This window comes from Shewanella sp. SP1S1-7 (assembly GCF_031932105.1).
GTDB classification, from domain to species: domain Bacteria; phylum Pseudomonadota; class Gammaproteobacteria; order Enterobacterales; family Shewanellaceae; genus Shewanella; species Shewanella baltica.
Genome location: NZ_JAUOEU010000009.1, coordinates 44133 through 58209 on the forward strand (window position 1 = coordinate 44133; position 14077 = coordinate 58209).

At 45.1% G+C, this 14077-nt stretch carries 14 protein-coding genes; 5 read left to right on the top strand and 9 right to left on the bottom strand.

Annotated elements, in window-relative coordinates:
* Positions 1-19: 19 nt before the first annotated feature.
* The 7 genes from Q4Q49_RS09400 to Q4Q49_RS09430 all read right to left on the bottom strand — a co-directional run bounded on the left by Q4Q49_RS09400 (position 20) and on the right by Q4Q49_RS09430 (position 6690).
* Positions 20-997: a hypothetical protein gene (locus Q4Q49_RS09400; RefSeq protein ID WP_107404804.1), complete on the bottom strand. Its 978-nt coding sequence runs from the start codon at positions 995-997 to the stop codon at positions 20-22.
* Positions 998-1054: 57 nt separating this feature from the next.
* Positions 1055-1669, bottom strand: a complete 615-nt coding sequence (ribA, locus tag Q4Q49_RS09405; RefSeq protein ID WP_006087423.1) for a GTP cyclohydrolase II — start codon at positions 1667-1669, stop codon at positions 1055-1057.
* 273 nt (positions 1670-1942) lie between these two features.
* Complete coding sequence (locus tag Q4Q49_RS09410; protein ID WP_107947079.1) at positions 1943-2299, bottom strand: YibL family ribosome-associated protein; 357 nt, start codon at positions 2297-2299, stop codon at positions 1943-1945.
* Positions 2300-2413: 114 nt separating this feature from the next.
* Positions 2414-2875 (bottom strand): anaerobic ribonucleoside-triphosphate reductase-activating protein, encoded by a 462-nt coding sequence (nrdG, locus tag Q4Q49_RS09415; protein ID WP_041409116.1) that lies wholly within the window; start codon positions 2873-2875, stop codon positions 2414-2416.
* A 109-nt stretch (positions 2876-2984) separates the two neighbouring features.
* Positions 2985-5102, bottom strand: coding sequence for an anaerobic ribonucleoside-triphosphate reductase (gene nrdD / locus Q4Q49_RS09420; RefSeq protein ID WP_259521933.1), 2118 nt, complete (start codon positions 5100-5102; stop codon positions 2985-2987).
* 259 nt (positions 5103-5361) lie between these two features.
* Positions 5362-6051: a hypothetical protein gene (locus Q4Q49_RS09425; protein WP_311999214.1), complete on the bottom strand. Its 690-nt coding sequence runs from the start codon at positions 6049-6051 to the stop codon at positions 5362-5364.
* Positions 6052-6171: 120 nt separating this feature from the next.
* Positions 6172-6690 (bottom strand): MarR family transcriptional regulator, encoded by a 519-nt coding sequence (locus tag Q4Q49_RS09430; RefSeq protein ID WP_311999215.1) that lies wholly within the window; start codon positions 6688-6690, stop codon positions 6172-6174.
* Positions 6691-6837: 147 nt separating this feature from the next.
* On the opposite strand from Q4Q49_RS09430, the gene Q4Q49_RS09435 reads away from it, so the two are divergent.
* Entirely contained in the window at positions 6838-7851 is a 1014-nt protein-coding gene (locus Q4Q49_RS09435) for an NADP-dependent oxidoreductase (RefSeq protein WP_115335001.1), read from the top strand.
* 110 nt (positions 7852-7961) lie between these two features.
* Here Q4Q49_RS09435 and rssA read toward each other — a convergent pair whose 3' ends face one another.
* Positions 7962-8909, bottom strand: a complete 948-nt coding sequence (rssA, locus tag Q4Q49_RS09440; protein WP_311999216.1) for a patatin-like phospholipase RssA — start codon at positions 8907-8909, stop codon at positions 7962-7964.
* Between the two features lie 249 nt (positions 8910-9158).
* On the opposite strand from rssA, the gene Q4Q49_RS09445 reads away from it, so the two are divergent.
* From Q4Q49_RS09445 to Q4Q49_RS09460, 4 genes are all read left to right on the top strand, one after another.
* Complete coding sequence (locus Q4Q49_RS09445) at positions 9159-10514, top strand: DEAD/DEAH box helicase (protein ID WP_006081175.1); 1356 nt, start codon at positions 9159-9161, stop codon at positions 10512-10514.
* Between the two features lie 202 nt (positions 10515-10716).
* On the top strand, positions 10717-11154 hold the full coding sequence (locus Q4Q49_RS09450; protein WP_311999217.1) for a DUF3010 family protein: 438 nt from the start codon (positions 10717-10719) through the stop codon (positions 11152-11154).
* 47 nt (positions 11155-11201) lie between these two features.
* Positions 11202-11726, top strand: a complete 525-nt coding sequence (locus Q4Q49_RS09455; RefSeq protein WP_006081173.1) for a M48 family metallopeptidase — start codon at positions 11202-11204, stop codon at positions 11724-11726.
* 87 nt (positions 11727-11813) lie between these two features.
* The gene (locus tag Q4Q49_RS09460; RefSeq protein WP_261272672.1) at positions 11814-12269 is read left to right on the top strand and encodes a hypothetical protein; all 456 of its coding nucleotides are present in this window, start codon (positions 11814-11816) and stop codon (positions 12267-12269) included.
* Positions 12270-12623: 354 nt separating this feature from the next.
* Here the strand turns inward: Q4Q49_RS09460 and Q4Q49_RS09465 are convergent, their stop codons facing one another.
* Entirely contained in the window at positions 12624-13925 is a 1302-nt protein-coding gene (locus tag Q4Q49_RS09465; RefSeq protein WP_261272673.1) for a peptidoglycan DD-metalloendopeptidase family protein, read from the bottom strand.
* Between the last annotated feature and the right edge of the window lie 152 nt (positions 13926-14077).

Sequence of the window (14077 nt, forward strand, 5' to 3'; positions counted from 1 at the left end):
GCCGTCTAGTTGACCCTACTTAGATAGGAAAACTGAACATCAAACGCCAAATGTTCAAGCCATCGCCACGGCGATAGCTGAATCCAATACGATCAACACCCAGCAATTCGCCCCCAAGGGGCTTAGAAAAAGCGAGGGAAAAACCAGCCTCATAACTGCCTGAAACTATGGTATCTTGCTCTATCTCGCTGATAAATCTGAGCTCATTGAAATACCAATAACCCACAGCAAAGATCCTTGGTTGCACCTGCAGATCCCACCATTGCCAGCGCGGCGCTAATCCTAAATCCACGCCAGTTTGTAACACCGCAAATTGATCGGCAAACTTGCCATAGTGCTCACTGTACCCGGCGAAACGTAATCTCGACACCCACACCGCATCTTGCCCAGCAAGGGTGAAATCATACAAGCTACTGATCCCTGAGGCGATAATGGCAACATTATCGTTTTTATCGAAGTTAGTACCAAAACCGATATCTAAATACCCTTCCATTCGAGTGTTTTCGCTCGCCTGCCAGTGGTGCTCAAAACCTGGGGTAATGGTCATAGTGCCTATCGACGACGGTAACTCGCCTTCAGTGATATCTTTGGCTAAATAATCAAAAAAGCCAAAGGAGATAGGTAAACGTAACCAAGTCTGGCTTCCGCTATCTTTCTTTAAATCAAAACTTAACGGAATGCTGACCACGGTCGCATTTTGGTTGGCGGCGCGGTAAACCCCTGTGCCGAGATAACTACCAAAGGCATAAACAGAATTGGGATTACTACTCGACTCAATCGGATTGCTGCCATTGGCGTTACTGCTAGGCACATGACTGATAGAAACATGATCGATAGGCACGCCAGCATCATTTGCTTGAGACGCCGATGTAAGTGTCGCAGATGTGAACGTATTGGCGGGGGATACACTATTGGCGAAAACGGCAGGAACTATGCTCAGAAATACTAAGCAAGTTAACGACAAACATAATGGCAACCGACTGAAAAAATGGCTCAATTGACTTAAACCTTACTCATTTCTGACTCAATCGGTCGACCCATCATAAATACAAAGCTACTTATTTTCATCCATAAAATGATATTCAGACATCATGTGTCCAAGCTCAGTGGATTTGGTTTTTAAGTAGGCTTCGTTGTAACGATTCTTACCAACTTGCAGCGGTACGCGCTCAACCACTTCGATGCCAAATTCCTTCATCGCTTTCACTTTACGAGGGTTATTGGTCATCAAACGCACATGCTTCACGCCTATCTGTTCCAGCATAGGTTTGATCATGTCGTATTTACGCATATCGGCTTCGAAGCCCAGTTGCTCGTTGGCTTCAACTGTGTTGGCACCTTTATCTTGCAGCTCATAGGCGCGGATTTTATTCAATAAACCAATGCCACGGCCTTCTTGGCGCAAATAGAGGATAAAGCCACTGCCCGTTTCCGCAATATTTTGCATCGCCGCTTGTAACTGAAAACCACAGTCACAACGCAAGCTAAATAATGCATCGCCAGTTAAACACTCGGAATGAATTCGACCCAACACAGGTTCATCCGCACTGAGCGTACCGAATGTGAGCGCAACATGCTCTTTGCCTGATTCTGTATCTTCAAAACCATGCATGGCAAACACGCCCCAAGGAGTGGGTAACTTTGACGTCGCGACATATTTTATCGACATACTTAACCTTAACGACAACTCTCATTCCATGAGACGAATAAGATCCCTAGAAACAAACGAGGATTAGGCACTTAGCCAACTAAGCGCACTATTCTAAAGTGTTTTTGAACAATCAAGAAATACTTTAGTGTTTTAATCAACTAAACCAAACATGAATGTCATTTTCGATGGGCAGCACGAAGGAATGGATTAAAACGAAGCTGTGCTTAAAGTACTAGGCGCACCAACACGCGATCGACACTCGATCCCGTGTCAGTGACAGCCTAACCCACATTAAAATTTTGCGGGCGCGTATCCAGTGACTTCCTTTAGCCCCATTTCACGGCCGATAGCTGTCATAGGGTGGATCACCACAAGACCTTTGACAGACTTTTTCAGTTTGCCCATGTCCGCTTGTTCTTCTTTAGTCAAAGCGCGATGGAAAGGCAAACCTTTGATATCTGAACCTTGCTTATTCAATAAGCGGGTTTGTTGGCCTTTCACACTGCCAATTTGCTTAGTGACTGCAGCGATTTCGCGCTTGAACTGGGCAATAATGACGTCATCGCCTCTTTGTTCAGCCGCAGCAAGTTTACGACGAAATTTATCTAATTTATCGTTAAGCTGCTGCAGTTCTTGCTTTAAATTCATTCTGTTACCTTAAATTACCTAAGTTAGCCACAGTAAAATCTTAGCCTGATTATGCTAGCGTCTGTGTCAAGGCCTGAGATTATAGCAGCAAGTTACAGATCCTCGTTACCGCTTTTATAACAAACGAATGATCTGATTGCTGCTACCGCGAAATACGAGACTTGGATCGGCAAGACTTTGTTCAAATTTGCCATCCACCAGTACATCAATATAGGCCAACACGGCGCGCTGTTCATCACTCAACTCATTAAGCACATAACCCGTCCAGAGCCAAATATCCTTCCCCTTACACTCAGCCTTGACTCGTTTGACGAGCGCCAAAATGGCACTAAGATTGACAGGCAATAAAGGATCGCCCCCCGAGAGAGATAAACCACGGCGCACAATCCGCTTATCATTGAGATCGGCAATCATCCTATCTTCCATCGTCCTATCAAACACATGCCCAGAACGGGGATCCCAAGTACTTTGATTGTAACAACCACGGCACTGGTGCTCGCAGCCAGAGACAAACAAGGTCGCACGGGTACCAGGGCCATTGACCACATCGATAGGGAAATATTGATGGTAATTCATTGATAGTACTTCATAGTGCATTTCATCTTTTAACATTGGGGCATATCCCATGGCACTATTTGATTTGATGCCACGGAATAAGTCTAACAAGCAGAATAAAATAATAGTGTTACAAGTGTTTGATCCTACGTTTTACTTCTTCCTGTTTACCATAATTGAAGGGCCGCGCATCTGGGCTGCCTAAATAACCGCACACTCGGCGCGTCACTGACACCCGACTTGGCTCATGGTTGCCGCACTTAGGGCAAGTGAACCCTTTACTGGTACAACTAAATTCGCCAGTAAAGCCACAGTCATAGCATTCGTCGATTGGCGTGTTCGTGCCATAGTAAGGCACGCGGCTATAACTATAATCCCACACGTTTTCCAGCGCTTCGAGGTTATGCTGCATGTTGGGATATTCGCCATAACAAATAAAGCCGCCGTTCGCAATTGCGGGATATGGCTGTTCAAAATCAATTTTATCGTAGGGGTTAACGCTTTTTTCCACATCAAGGTGGAAACTATTAGTGTAATAGCCCTTGTCTGTCACGCCTGTGACTAGGCCAAATTGCTTCGCATCCAGTTTACAAAAACGGCTGCAGAGACTCTCACTTGGCGTGCTATACAGACTAAAGCCATAACCTGTTTCAGCCTTCCACGCATCCGTGGCGGCTTTAAGATAGGCAACAATAGCGACGGCTTTGTCCCTTAATTGTGCATCGTCAAATACATGGGTTTGGGTGCCATAGAGTGCATTCATGGTTTCATGCAGGCCAATGTAACCGAGTGAAATCGACGCGCGACCATTTTTAAAGATTTGAGAAACATCATCATCGGCGCGTAAACGCACACCACAGGCCCCTTCCATATAGAGGATAGGTGCCACACGGGCTTTAACGCCATTGAGTCGCTCAATGCGAGTATCTAACGCTTTACGGGCTAAGACTAATCTGTCATCTAAAAGATGATAAAATTCCGCTTCATCACCCTTAGCTTCCAAGGCAATCCGCGGTAGGTTTAAGCTCACTACCCCGAGATTATTGCGTCCTTCATGCACGAGCTCGCCATTTTCCTCATAGGTGCCTAAAAAGCTGCGGCAACCCATTGGGGTTTTAAATGAACCTGTGACTTTCTCGACTTGCTCGTAATTGAGAATATCGGGATACATGCGCATAGTCGCGCACTTGAGCGCCATCTGTTTGACATCGTAATTGCAATCGCCAGCTTTGTGATTAATGCCATCACGAATCGCAAACACTAACTTAGGAAAAACTGCCGTCTTACGATTTTTACCCAATCCCGCCATCCGTACTTTCAGCATAGATTGCTGAATTAAGCGGGATTCCCACGAGGTGCCTAACCCAAAGCCAAAGGTCACGAATGGTGTTTGGCCGTTGGCGGTATGCAAGGTATTAACCTCATACTCCAAAGACTGAAATGCATCGTGACATTCTTTTTCAGTTTGCGCCGTGGCAAAAGCTTTGGCGTCGGTGATCTTCCAATTCAAGGCGATTTGGTAGTGCTTGTCGTAGCTCTTAGCGACAAATGGCGCCAACACTTCGTCGATACGATTAATGGTCGTGCCGCCATAAATATGGCTCGCCACTTGGGCAATGATCTGCGCGGTGACGGCTGTCGCCGTTGATATAGACTTAGGGGTTTCAATTTCGGCATTTCCCATTTTAAAGCCATGGGTCAACATACCAGCCAAATCAATCAGCATGCAGTTAAACATCGGGAAAAAAGGCGAGTAATCTAAGTCGTGGTAGTGGATCTCCCCCGCTTCATGGGCAGCAACCACGTCCTTTGGCAAGATATGACTCTTGGCATAATGTTTGGCGACTATGCCCGCGAGCAAATCCCGCTGAGTTGGGATAACTTTCGAATCTTTATTGGCATTTTCATTGAGTAACGCCGCATTACTTTGCTCGACTAAACCACGGATTTCGAGGTTTAATTTACTGGTCGCTTCACGGCACACATCTCGGTCGTGACGGTATTCGATATAAACTCGCGCCAAGGACTTATACGGCCCTTCCATCAGTAAATTCTCAACCGCATCCTGTAGATGATGGATATCAACTTCGGTTAAGGTCGCAACGCTTTGACTGATACACGCTGCCACTGTCGCTGCATAGTCGCCATCCTCTATCCCAACTGAGTTTGCAGCGGCATTCACTGCATCCCGTATCCTTGTTTCATCAAAAGGTGTGCGGCAACCATCACGCTTAATTACGACTGGCATTGTTCAGTTCCTCTCCATCTCGCCTAAAAACTAACACTACATCTAGTGATTTTAAAAGCATAAAACACAATATGTAGAGCATTAGGCTACAACGACGATGAAGCGTCCATGATCCAGATCATAGTTTTTAGGATGAAATAAAAGAACAAACCAGAACTGCAGCTAGGCCCAATTATCTGAAAATTGCGCCTTGACCTGCTGATTAAACCCAGCTAGTTGATGCCTGAAATCAGTGATGATCAGGCTCCATAACTCAAGATTAACGCTTAGCGAGTGCAAGATAACTACTGAGTTGGCCTGATGCCGACTGATGCGAGCCCATAGACGAAGCGAGTTGCATCATAGATTTAAGCCCCTGCCATTGCTGTTTTTGGGCATCCGTTAGCGGTGGCTCAGAATTTAAATAATCCGTTAATTGACCAAGGACTTTGGTGGCTTTTTGGGCGAGCACCGGCGACTGAGCATCATCCATATTGGTCAAAACGTTTTTCGCATCGACCAAGGTATTGATCAGGGGGTCATTCGGTGATTTTTTGGCTAATGCTTTGAGCTCATCATCTAAGAAATCTTGCAGCGACTGCTTACTCGGCGTGGTTGTGCTCGGAACTGTAATACCGTTTTTCGATAAACGGTCGAGTTGCACGTCCGATAAAATGCCGTCTTTTTGTAAACGTGACACTAATGCGGGAATATCGGCGACACCAAATTTGCCATCAGCAAAAAAATCCTTCGCCATCGACTGAATTTTCTGTGCACGTTGCGCCCGTGGCGACAGCGCTATCTCATCGGCTTTACCCGCGTCGGGTTTAGCGGCATCCGTCTGAGTTTTCTTGGTCTCAGTGGTCGCATCGGTTTTGGCCGTACTCGTTTTTTGGCTATTGGCACCATAGGCATCGGCGATACTGCTACTGCTGCGATTAAGATTGAAGGCATTTAAAATAGAATTCATCGTCAAAAATTCGGCGTCTAAGACTCAATGACAGTTTTAAAGCAAAAACTAAGCCAATCAAGTATTAATCTATGCAGAGCCTGAATTCTCGGGTAGCGAACAGCACCAGTAGCTTTATCTCTAGGACTGTAAATCTTCAATAAGGGCAAGACATTGCCGCCTCAACAAATCGAGTGCCTCTGCATCCATTTGTACTTTATTCAGCAAGGTTTGTTTCAAGGCTAGGGCTTCATGCTTAATCGCCTCTCCCTGAGCCGTCAGAGTGATCAATTTTTTCCGCTCATCTTCAACGCAGGCCAAACGCGTGATCAAGCCTTTTACCTCTAACCGCTTAACGATAGGCGTTAGCGTCCCCATATCGAGCTTAGTCGCCGCCGATAGCTGGGTTTGACTACAGCCATTTTGACGCCACAGGGTTTGCATCACCAGATATTGAGGAAAAGTTAACTCGTATGCCTCGAGTAAAGGCCGATAAGCGCGCACTAAGGCATTGCTCGCAGAATATAACGCGAAGCACACATTATCAGATAAACACAGTGCATCCCTTGGCTCGAGGTTCTGTACCTCTGTGTTATGTGGGTCTGGGTTTTGACTCTGCTCTGTAAATTCGAGCTCTGGGTGAGATAAACAATTTTGCACGTTCAAGCGCCTGTCATTCAAACATAGCGCTATCTTATCCGATCCGCCCCATCGCATCTAGTTTGCGCGCAAAGTATTTGCATTGTGTCATGAAGCCACGTAAAGTTGACGCAGTTAGTTTGCGCACAAACAAAAGGTTAATTTTCTATGAATAGCACTATTACCGAAACCCGTGAAATCCATTTAGCCAGTCGCCCTGAAGGCATGCCTACGGCTGAGAATTTTGCTTTAGTAAATCAATCCTTAGCACCGCTCGCCGATGGCCAAGTGTTGATTAAAAACCTATGGATGTCGGTCGACCCTTATATGCGTGGCCGCATGGTAGATCGTAAGAGTTATGTTCCGCCCTTCGCCTTGAATCAAGTCTTAGAAGGCGGCGCGATTGGTGAAGTTATCGCGTCTAAAAACAGTGATTTCCCAGTAGGCACTAAAGTCAGCAGCATGTTAGGTTGGCGCGAGCACGCTGTCACCGACACGGCTGGACTGACCGCTCTGCCGCAAACCGAATTAGACAGTTCACATTTCCTCGGCGTGCTGGGTATGCCGGGCATGACTGCGTGGACGGGACTGACTCGCATCGCAGATTTAAAAGCGGGTGAAACCCTGTTTGTTTCAGCCGCATCAGGCGCCGTCGGCAGTGTTGCTTGCCAGATTGGTAAACTGATGGGTGCTCGCGTAATCGCCTCAGTGGGTTCAGACGAAAAAGCGGAATTGCTGCGAAGCTATGGTGTTGATGCCATCATAAATTACAAAACCTGTGGCAATCTCACCCAAGCGCTCACAAAAGCCGCGCCAGAAGGGATTGATGTGTACTTTGAAAACGTCGGTGGTGAGCATTTAGCCGCAGCGCTGAGCAATATGAAAGATCATGGTCGTATCGCCGTTTGCGGTATGATTTCGCAGTACAACGACACTGCGCCAACACCTGGTCCAGATAACTTGGCCCTGATAGTGATGCGTAAACTTAAGTTAGAAGGTTTTATCGTATCCGAACATTGGGCGCATTATCCTGAGTTTGCCGTAAAAATGGCTCAATGGTTAGCTGAAGGTAAAGTCAAAGCTGAACAAACCATTTATCAAGGGCTTGAACAAGCACCTGATGCCTTTATCGGTCTGTTTGAAGGTAAGAATCGCGGTAAAATGTTGGTGAAATTAGCGTAACTCGCCATCAAAGCGACATAAATGCTCAGTTTTAGATAGCAAAAAGTCGGTATAATGCGAGTTGTACCGACTTTTTCTATTTGATAGTCAACTGTTTATCTTTTAACGGATTAGCCCTTCCACATCGCAGCTTCAATCAAGTGAGCCACCTTCTCCACAGCAGCTTCACCAGCGGCAATCGCCTCATCAGCACGGTGAAACTCCATAGTGCCGATATTGCCAACCTCAGGCACAATACAAATATCTGGCGGATCGCCCATCAAGCGCGCCCGTTTATGTCTTTGCTCTAAAATGCCCATTGATTGCGACATTACAGCAATCATGCCAGGATTCGATTTAGTGCCAAGTGAAAACTTATCGGTCAGATTGCTGACATAATCTCGGCCACGGGCAAACAAATCCATAAATCCAGTATCTTGTCGCGCAGGCATATCCATTTCAGCTTCAACGTTTTTTTGGCTCGTCATGCTCACCGGCAATACTTGGATGCGACCAGAATGATAACCATATAAATCCACGGCTATCACCACATCAACGCCCATGGCACGGCTGACAGAAACAGGCACTGGATTCACCACAGCACCATCGACAAGCCAGCGGTCACCTTGTCTCACGGGCGCCAAAATCCCCGGCATAGAGCAAGAAGCGCGCACCGCTTGACGTAGATCCCCTTCTGTAAACCAAATCTCCTGCCCGGAGTACAAGTCGGTCGCAACCGCAGCAAAGGGACGATTGAGGTTCTCAATATTCACATCCCCGATTCGAGCCTGTAGTACATCAAATACCTTATCACCGCCGATAAGACCGCCTTTACGCCATCGAATGTCCATCAAGCCAAGTACGTCCCAGCTCGAGAAACTCCGAACCCATTCTTCTAATTCAGGTAAATGGTCATGGGCGTACGCGGCGCCCACTAAAGCGCCCACCGAACATCCCGCAACTTTATCGGGTTTGATCCCCATGGCGGCAAGACCATTCAACACGCCAATGTGCGCCCAACCTTTCGCAGCGCCACTGCCCAAGGCAATACCAACCGAAGGGGTTGTTCCGTTAGCCATAAATCATTCTCCTGTTACTCAATCCACTACACGATAACGTAAAATCCTTTCATATCCACTGTCAATTGGTGAAGCCAAGGCAATTAAGTACTTGTAACATGGATGTAAACAAATGCCGGCAACTAAGTGTAAATGACACACTTTCGCGATAAATCCATGCGTGAAGCAGAGATAATCATCGATGTGGATAGCTGAGTTAGGGCGATTAAGGCTATAATCTGCCCTTACTAAGATTTAGGGGATATACCTTTGCAATTTACCGATTTTTCTCTGGACCAGCGTCTGCTTCAAAGCATAAAACATATGGGGATCACAGAACCCACCGCCATCCAGGAACAAGCACTGCCTATCGCATTGGCAGGTAAAGATTTAATGGCGTCATCAAAAACGGGCTCAGGTAAAACCTTAGCGTTTTTGTTACCCGCATTGCAAAGAGTCATTTCTACCCGCTCACTATCAAAACGCGATCCTAGAGTATTGATTTTATTACCGACCCGCGAACTAGCACATCAAGTGTATAGTCAGCTTCGCCTGCTGGTCGCCAACACCCAATACAAGGCCATCAGCGTTCTGGGCGGTGAAAACTTTAACGACCAAGCGAAAGCCCTAGCGAAAGAACCGCATTTTATTGTCGCGACGCCAGGCCGTATCGCCGATCATTTAGAGCAAAAACATCTATTTCTGAATGGGTTAGAGTTACTCGTGCTCGATGAAGCCGACCGCATGTTAGATTTAGGCTTTGCCCCGCAGTTAAAAGCCATCAACGATGCTGCCGATCATAAACGTCGTCAAACGCTGATGTTTTCTGCCACATTAGATCATGACGAAATCAATGATATCGCGGCAACGCTGTTAAAAAATCCAGCGCACGTGGCGATTGGCGCGGCTCACTCTGAGCATAACGACATTCACCAACGCATCTTCTTATGTGACCACTTAGACCATAAAGAAGCGTTATTAGCCCGTTTACTTAAAGATGAAACACACAAGCAAGTGATCATCTTTACTGCGACGCGCCCAGATACAGAACGCTTAGCTGCTAAATTAATTGAGCAAGGTTTTGCAACCGCCGCACTGAGCGGTGATTTAAAGCAAGCCGCACGAAACCAAATCATGGACCAATTTGCCCGTGGCCAACAACAAGTCCTAGTGACAACCGATGTTGCCTCTCGTGGTCTGGATTTGCTCAATGTGTCCTTAGTTGTTAACTTCGACATGCCTAAATTTGCCGAGGAATACGTGCATCGTATCGGTCGTACTGGCCGTGCTGGTGCGAAAGGTGATGCGATATCGCTCGTCGGGCCTAAAGATTGGGACAACTTTAAGAAAGTCCAAGTCTTCCTTAGAAAGACCTTTGAGATCAGTACGATTCCAGGTCTAGAAGCTAAATTTAGTGGTCTAAAAAGCAAAGCCAAACAGACACCAGCAAAACGTGTTGCTAAAGCCGAGCTTGCTAAAGGTAAGAGCAAAAGAACTAAAGCAGCCACACCGGCGCCTTCACGGGATAAGCGTTTTATCACGGGCGTGGACATTGGCGATGCACCAATGCGTAAAAAGCCTGCTGCGGCGAAATTACTGCAAGACAATGATACAGAAGAAGTTTAGAACAAATTAAAGCATACATGCCGGTGGATTTAACATCAGATTTTATTTCTGATACCCAACACATTGGCTGATCGAATACTGGGAATTGACGCACTAAGCGTATCAGTCTGTCGCCAAGCGAATCAAAAGCGCAGGGTAAACACTGATCCTCACGTCATTTCCAGCTACAATAGCGCTATTATCGATATTTTGAAGGTGTAACATGAGAGTTTGTGGTGTTGAATTAAAAGGTGGCGAAGCCATTATCAGTTTATTGAGCTATGAAGGTGAAACCTTCAATGTGCCAGAATGCCGTAAGGTGTCTTTCACCGTTTCCCAATCTGCTACCACAGAAGCTATTCGTGAGTTTCACTTCGCTTTTCATAAGCTTATGCAAGATTATCGCGTTGATGAAGTTGTCATCATTGAACGTGAACAAAAAGGTAAGTTGGCGGGCTCAGCCACAAGTTTTAAACTTGAAGCAGCGATTCAATTAGGTGAATTACCAGTCAGCTTACTGTCTCCTGTCACTATCAAAGAGCAAAAAAAGCGCAATCCACCACAGGTTGATTTTGATAGTTTAGATCTTAAAAAAGTGCAGCAGTTAGCTTTTGAAGCCGCTTACGCCCAGCAAAATCGCCGTATTTTCGGCAAAGTTTAAGTAATGCGATGACTCAGGCTCCGAAGTCATTCGGAGCCAAATTCCCTATGAATCCATTAAAATACTTAAGCGGTTACAGCCCAGATATCCAACAACAGGTACAGCAACATCTTGATGCTGGCACATTACCCAAGCTACTGTTGAAACGTCATCCTGTCATACATAGCGTTCGCAGCGATAAAGCGCTGTACGACTACACCCAAGCGATTAAAAACCAATTTTTACGCCAGTCGTCCCCACTCTCAAAAGTGATCTTTGATGACAAAATTAACATTAGTCATCATGCACTTGGCTTACATTCCTACGTCGCGCGAGTTCAAGGCAATAAAATCAAAGCTAAGAACGAAATTCGCATCTCTTCACGTTTGAAGCGTGTACCGGAACCCTTATTGCGTATGGTCGTTGTACACGAATTAGCCCATTTAAAAGAAAAAGATCACAACAAGGCTTTCTATAATTTGTGTACTCATATGGAGCCGGATTATCACCAGTTTGAATTTGATTTACGCTTATTATTGACCTGTATCGACGCCAACATATCCCCTTATTCCGCAGATAAAGCCGACACTTGACCTTAGTATATTTTTCGCTCACTTGACTGATAATAGTTTTCATTTAGAATATTGAAGTATCTCACGCTGCAGAATTCAGTAACGACAATGACGAAACAGAATATCGATAAACTTTTGAGCAAGTGGTGTAAAAAACAAGCTAAAAAATTACTCAAAACACAGGCGAGATCTGTTTCAAGTTCAGGAAAAGCGATTCCATCCTTATCTCATCTGAACACACTGACTGATAAATCTTTGACGAATAAAAAAGCTCAGCGCAAGCACCTCACCAAATTACTCACGAAGCACATTTCACAACAAGAATTTGCCCATAGCAATAAATCCGCACTCAAGAAACAGTTAAAACTGGCAAAGGCTACGTTTATTGCCGCTAATGATGCAACATTTTCATCGACTATGATTACTCGGCTCACTCCTTTACCCACAGAACACAGCTTTGCATTACGTCCTTTTAAAAAGTCTCCCTGCGGTAGCTGTCCAGCTCTAAAAGGTAAACTGTGTAAGTGTGCATTAAAAGTGATGCAAAGACGCCAAGCAAGCTGATAGACGCTATTTAACGCTAGGTATTTGGTTCTGTTCAGTCCCTAATAAAGCGTGCTAGTTACTTTAAAGGTCATCAGCTGCCAAATTGAGTCTCTTAACAGTCAAAAGAATAACTCGCTATCAGACCCTAACTGAAGCTCACCACATCCGCTCTATTTATCCCCTTCTGTGTATATCGCTATTACTAGCTTCCTTACAACTTGTAAGAATACTTGTGATAGCAGAAAAATATCTACAACAAGAAGAATGATGGAAACAAAAATGCCGATGAAATTTGCATTTCATCGGCATTGGTAAACTCTTCAAGAAAAGCCAGTACTCTCGTTTATTCAGACTTGGCGAAACTTAGTTCTATTAGCCAAGGTTCATCATAGCTTCACGACTCTTCACCATATTGGTAAATGTGCGTAAGTCTTGATTCGCTAACTTGCTAGACATAGGAATATCCGCTTTCAACGGATCAACAGGTTTACCATTGATATGGAATTCATAATGTAAGTGTGGGCCCGTTGAGCGACCAGTATTTCCTGATAAAGCAATAACTTGGCCTCGTGTTACTCGTTGACCTTTACGCACAAGCGACTTAGATAAATGCAGATAACGGGTACGATACTTACCGCCGTGGTCAATCACAATATACTTACCAGCGAACTGGTGATCAGTCACTAAACTAACAACACCATCACCTGGAGCAATCACTTTAGTGCCGATAGGCACTGAAAAGTCGGTTCCGTTATGGGGTGAAATACGGCCAGTAATTGGATGCTTACGATAAGGGTTAAAACGGGAACTCATGCGCGGTTGTTTAGCTAACGGATAACGCTGGAACGCACGTACTAAACTCTGGCCCTTGGCATCGTAATAACTGCCGTCTGTATATTGAAATGCACTAATTTCAGAACGACCAGTTTTAATACTCACGCCTAAAATTTGGCTACTGCCCGTCGCTTCACCTTCAACATATTGATCATTTACCAAAACAGAGAATTTATCGCCAACACGTAAATCACGCGCGAAATTCAATTTTTCTTTGAGTAAATCTTCAATCCGCTGAATGTCTGCCGCAGCTAAACCCATTTTTTGTGCAGAGACGTAAAATGAACCTTTAATGTCGCCAGATATAATACGATTTTGCCAAACACCTTCAACGTTGACTTCTTCAACATTAAAACTGCCATCTTCATAACGCGTAAACACCACTTGGCGAGCGGCGTTAAAATAAAGTTCTAATTTCTGTAATTGGCCTTCGTTATCGAGCCAAAATTGCATTCTGTTACCGGGCAATAAGGTATCGAGAGCCAAAATATTTAAATCAGCTTCTAACACCTTATACATGGTCTGCTGATCAACACCCGCTTTCGAAAATAACCCACTTAAGGTATCACCAGAAACGATAATTCGCTCAAACTGAGGCGCGTTATTAATAAGAGTCGCTTGGACTTGAACTTCAGGTTCAGAAACTTGAGGGAGAATATTTTCAATATCGAGGACAACTGGGATACGCTGAGCAGTAGGCACAACATGACCATTATTCGGCATTAGCATAGCAGCGCCAATCAACAAACCACCCATTAATAGAATGTTTTTTTGGGTCGATGATAAGTTCTGCAAACGGGTTTGCGATAAGTTGATAAAGTTGGGTTTGCCTGTCTGCAACGCTTTTCACCTTTCGTTAACTTTGCGTTTTATTTTTGAACCAGTCCCTATGAGGGAAGCCCGAATTTTTTCCAACTTATCCCAAAAATCCCATTATGACAAATGCTATTTCGTACTTTTACCTGACTATTAACAAGAAACATGCGTCAGTT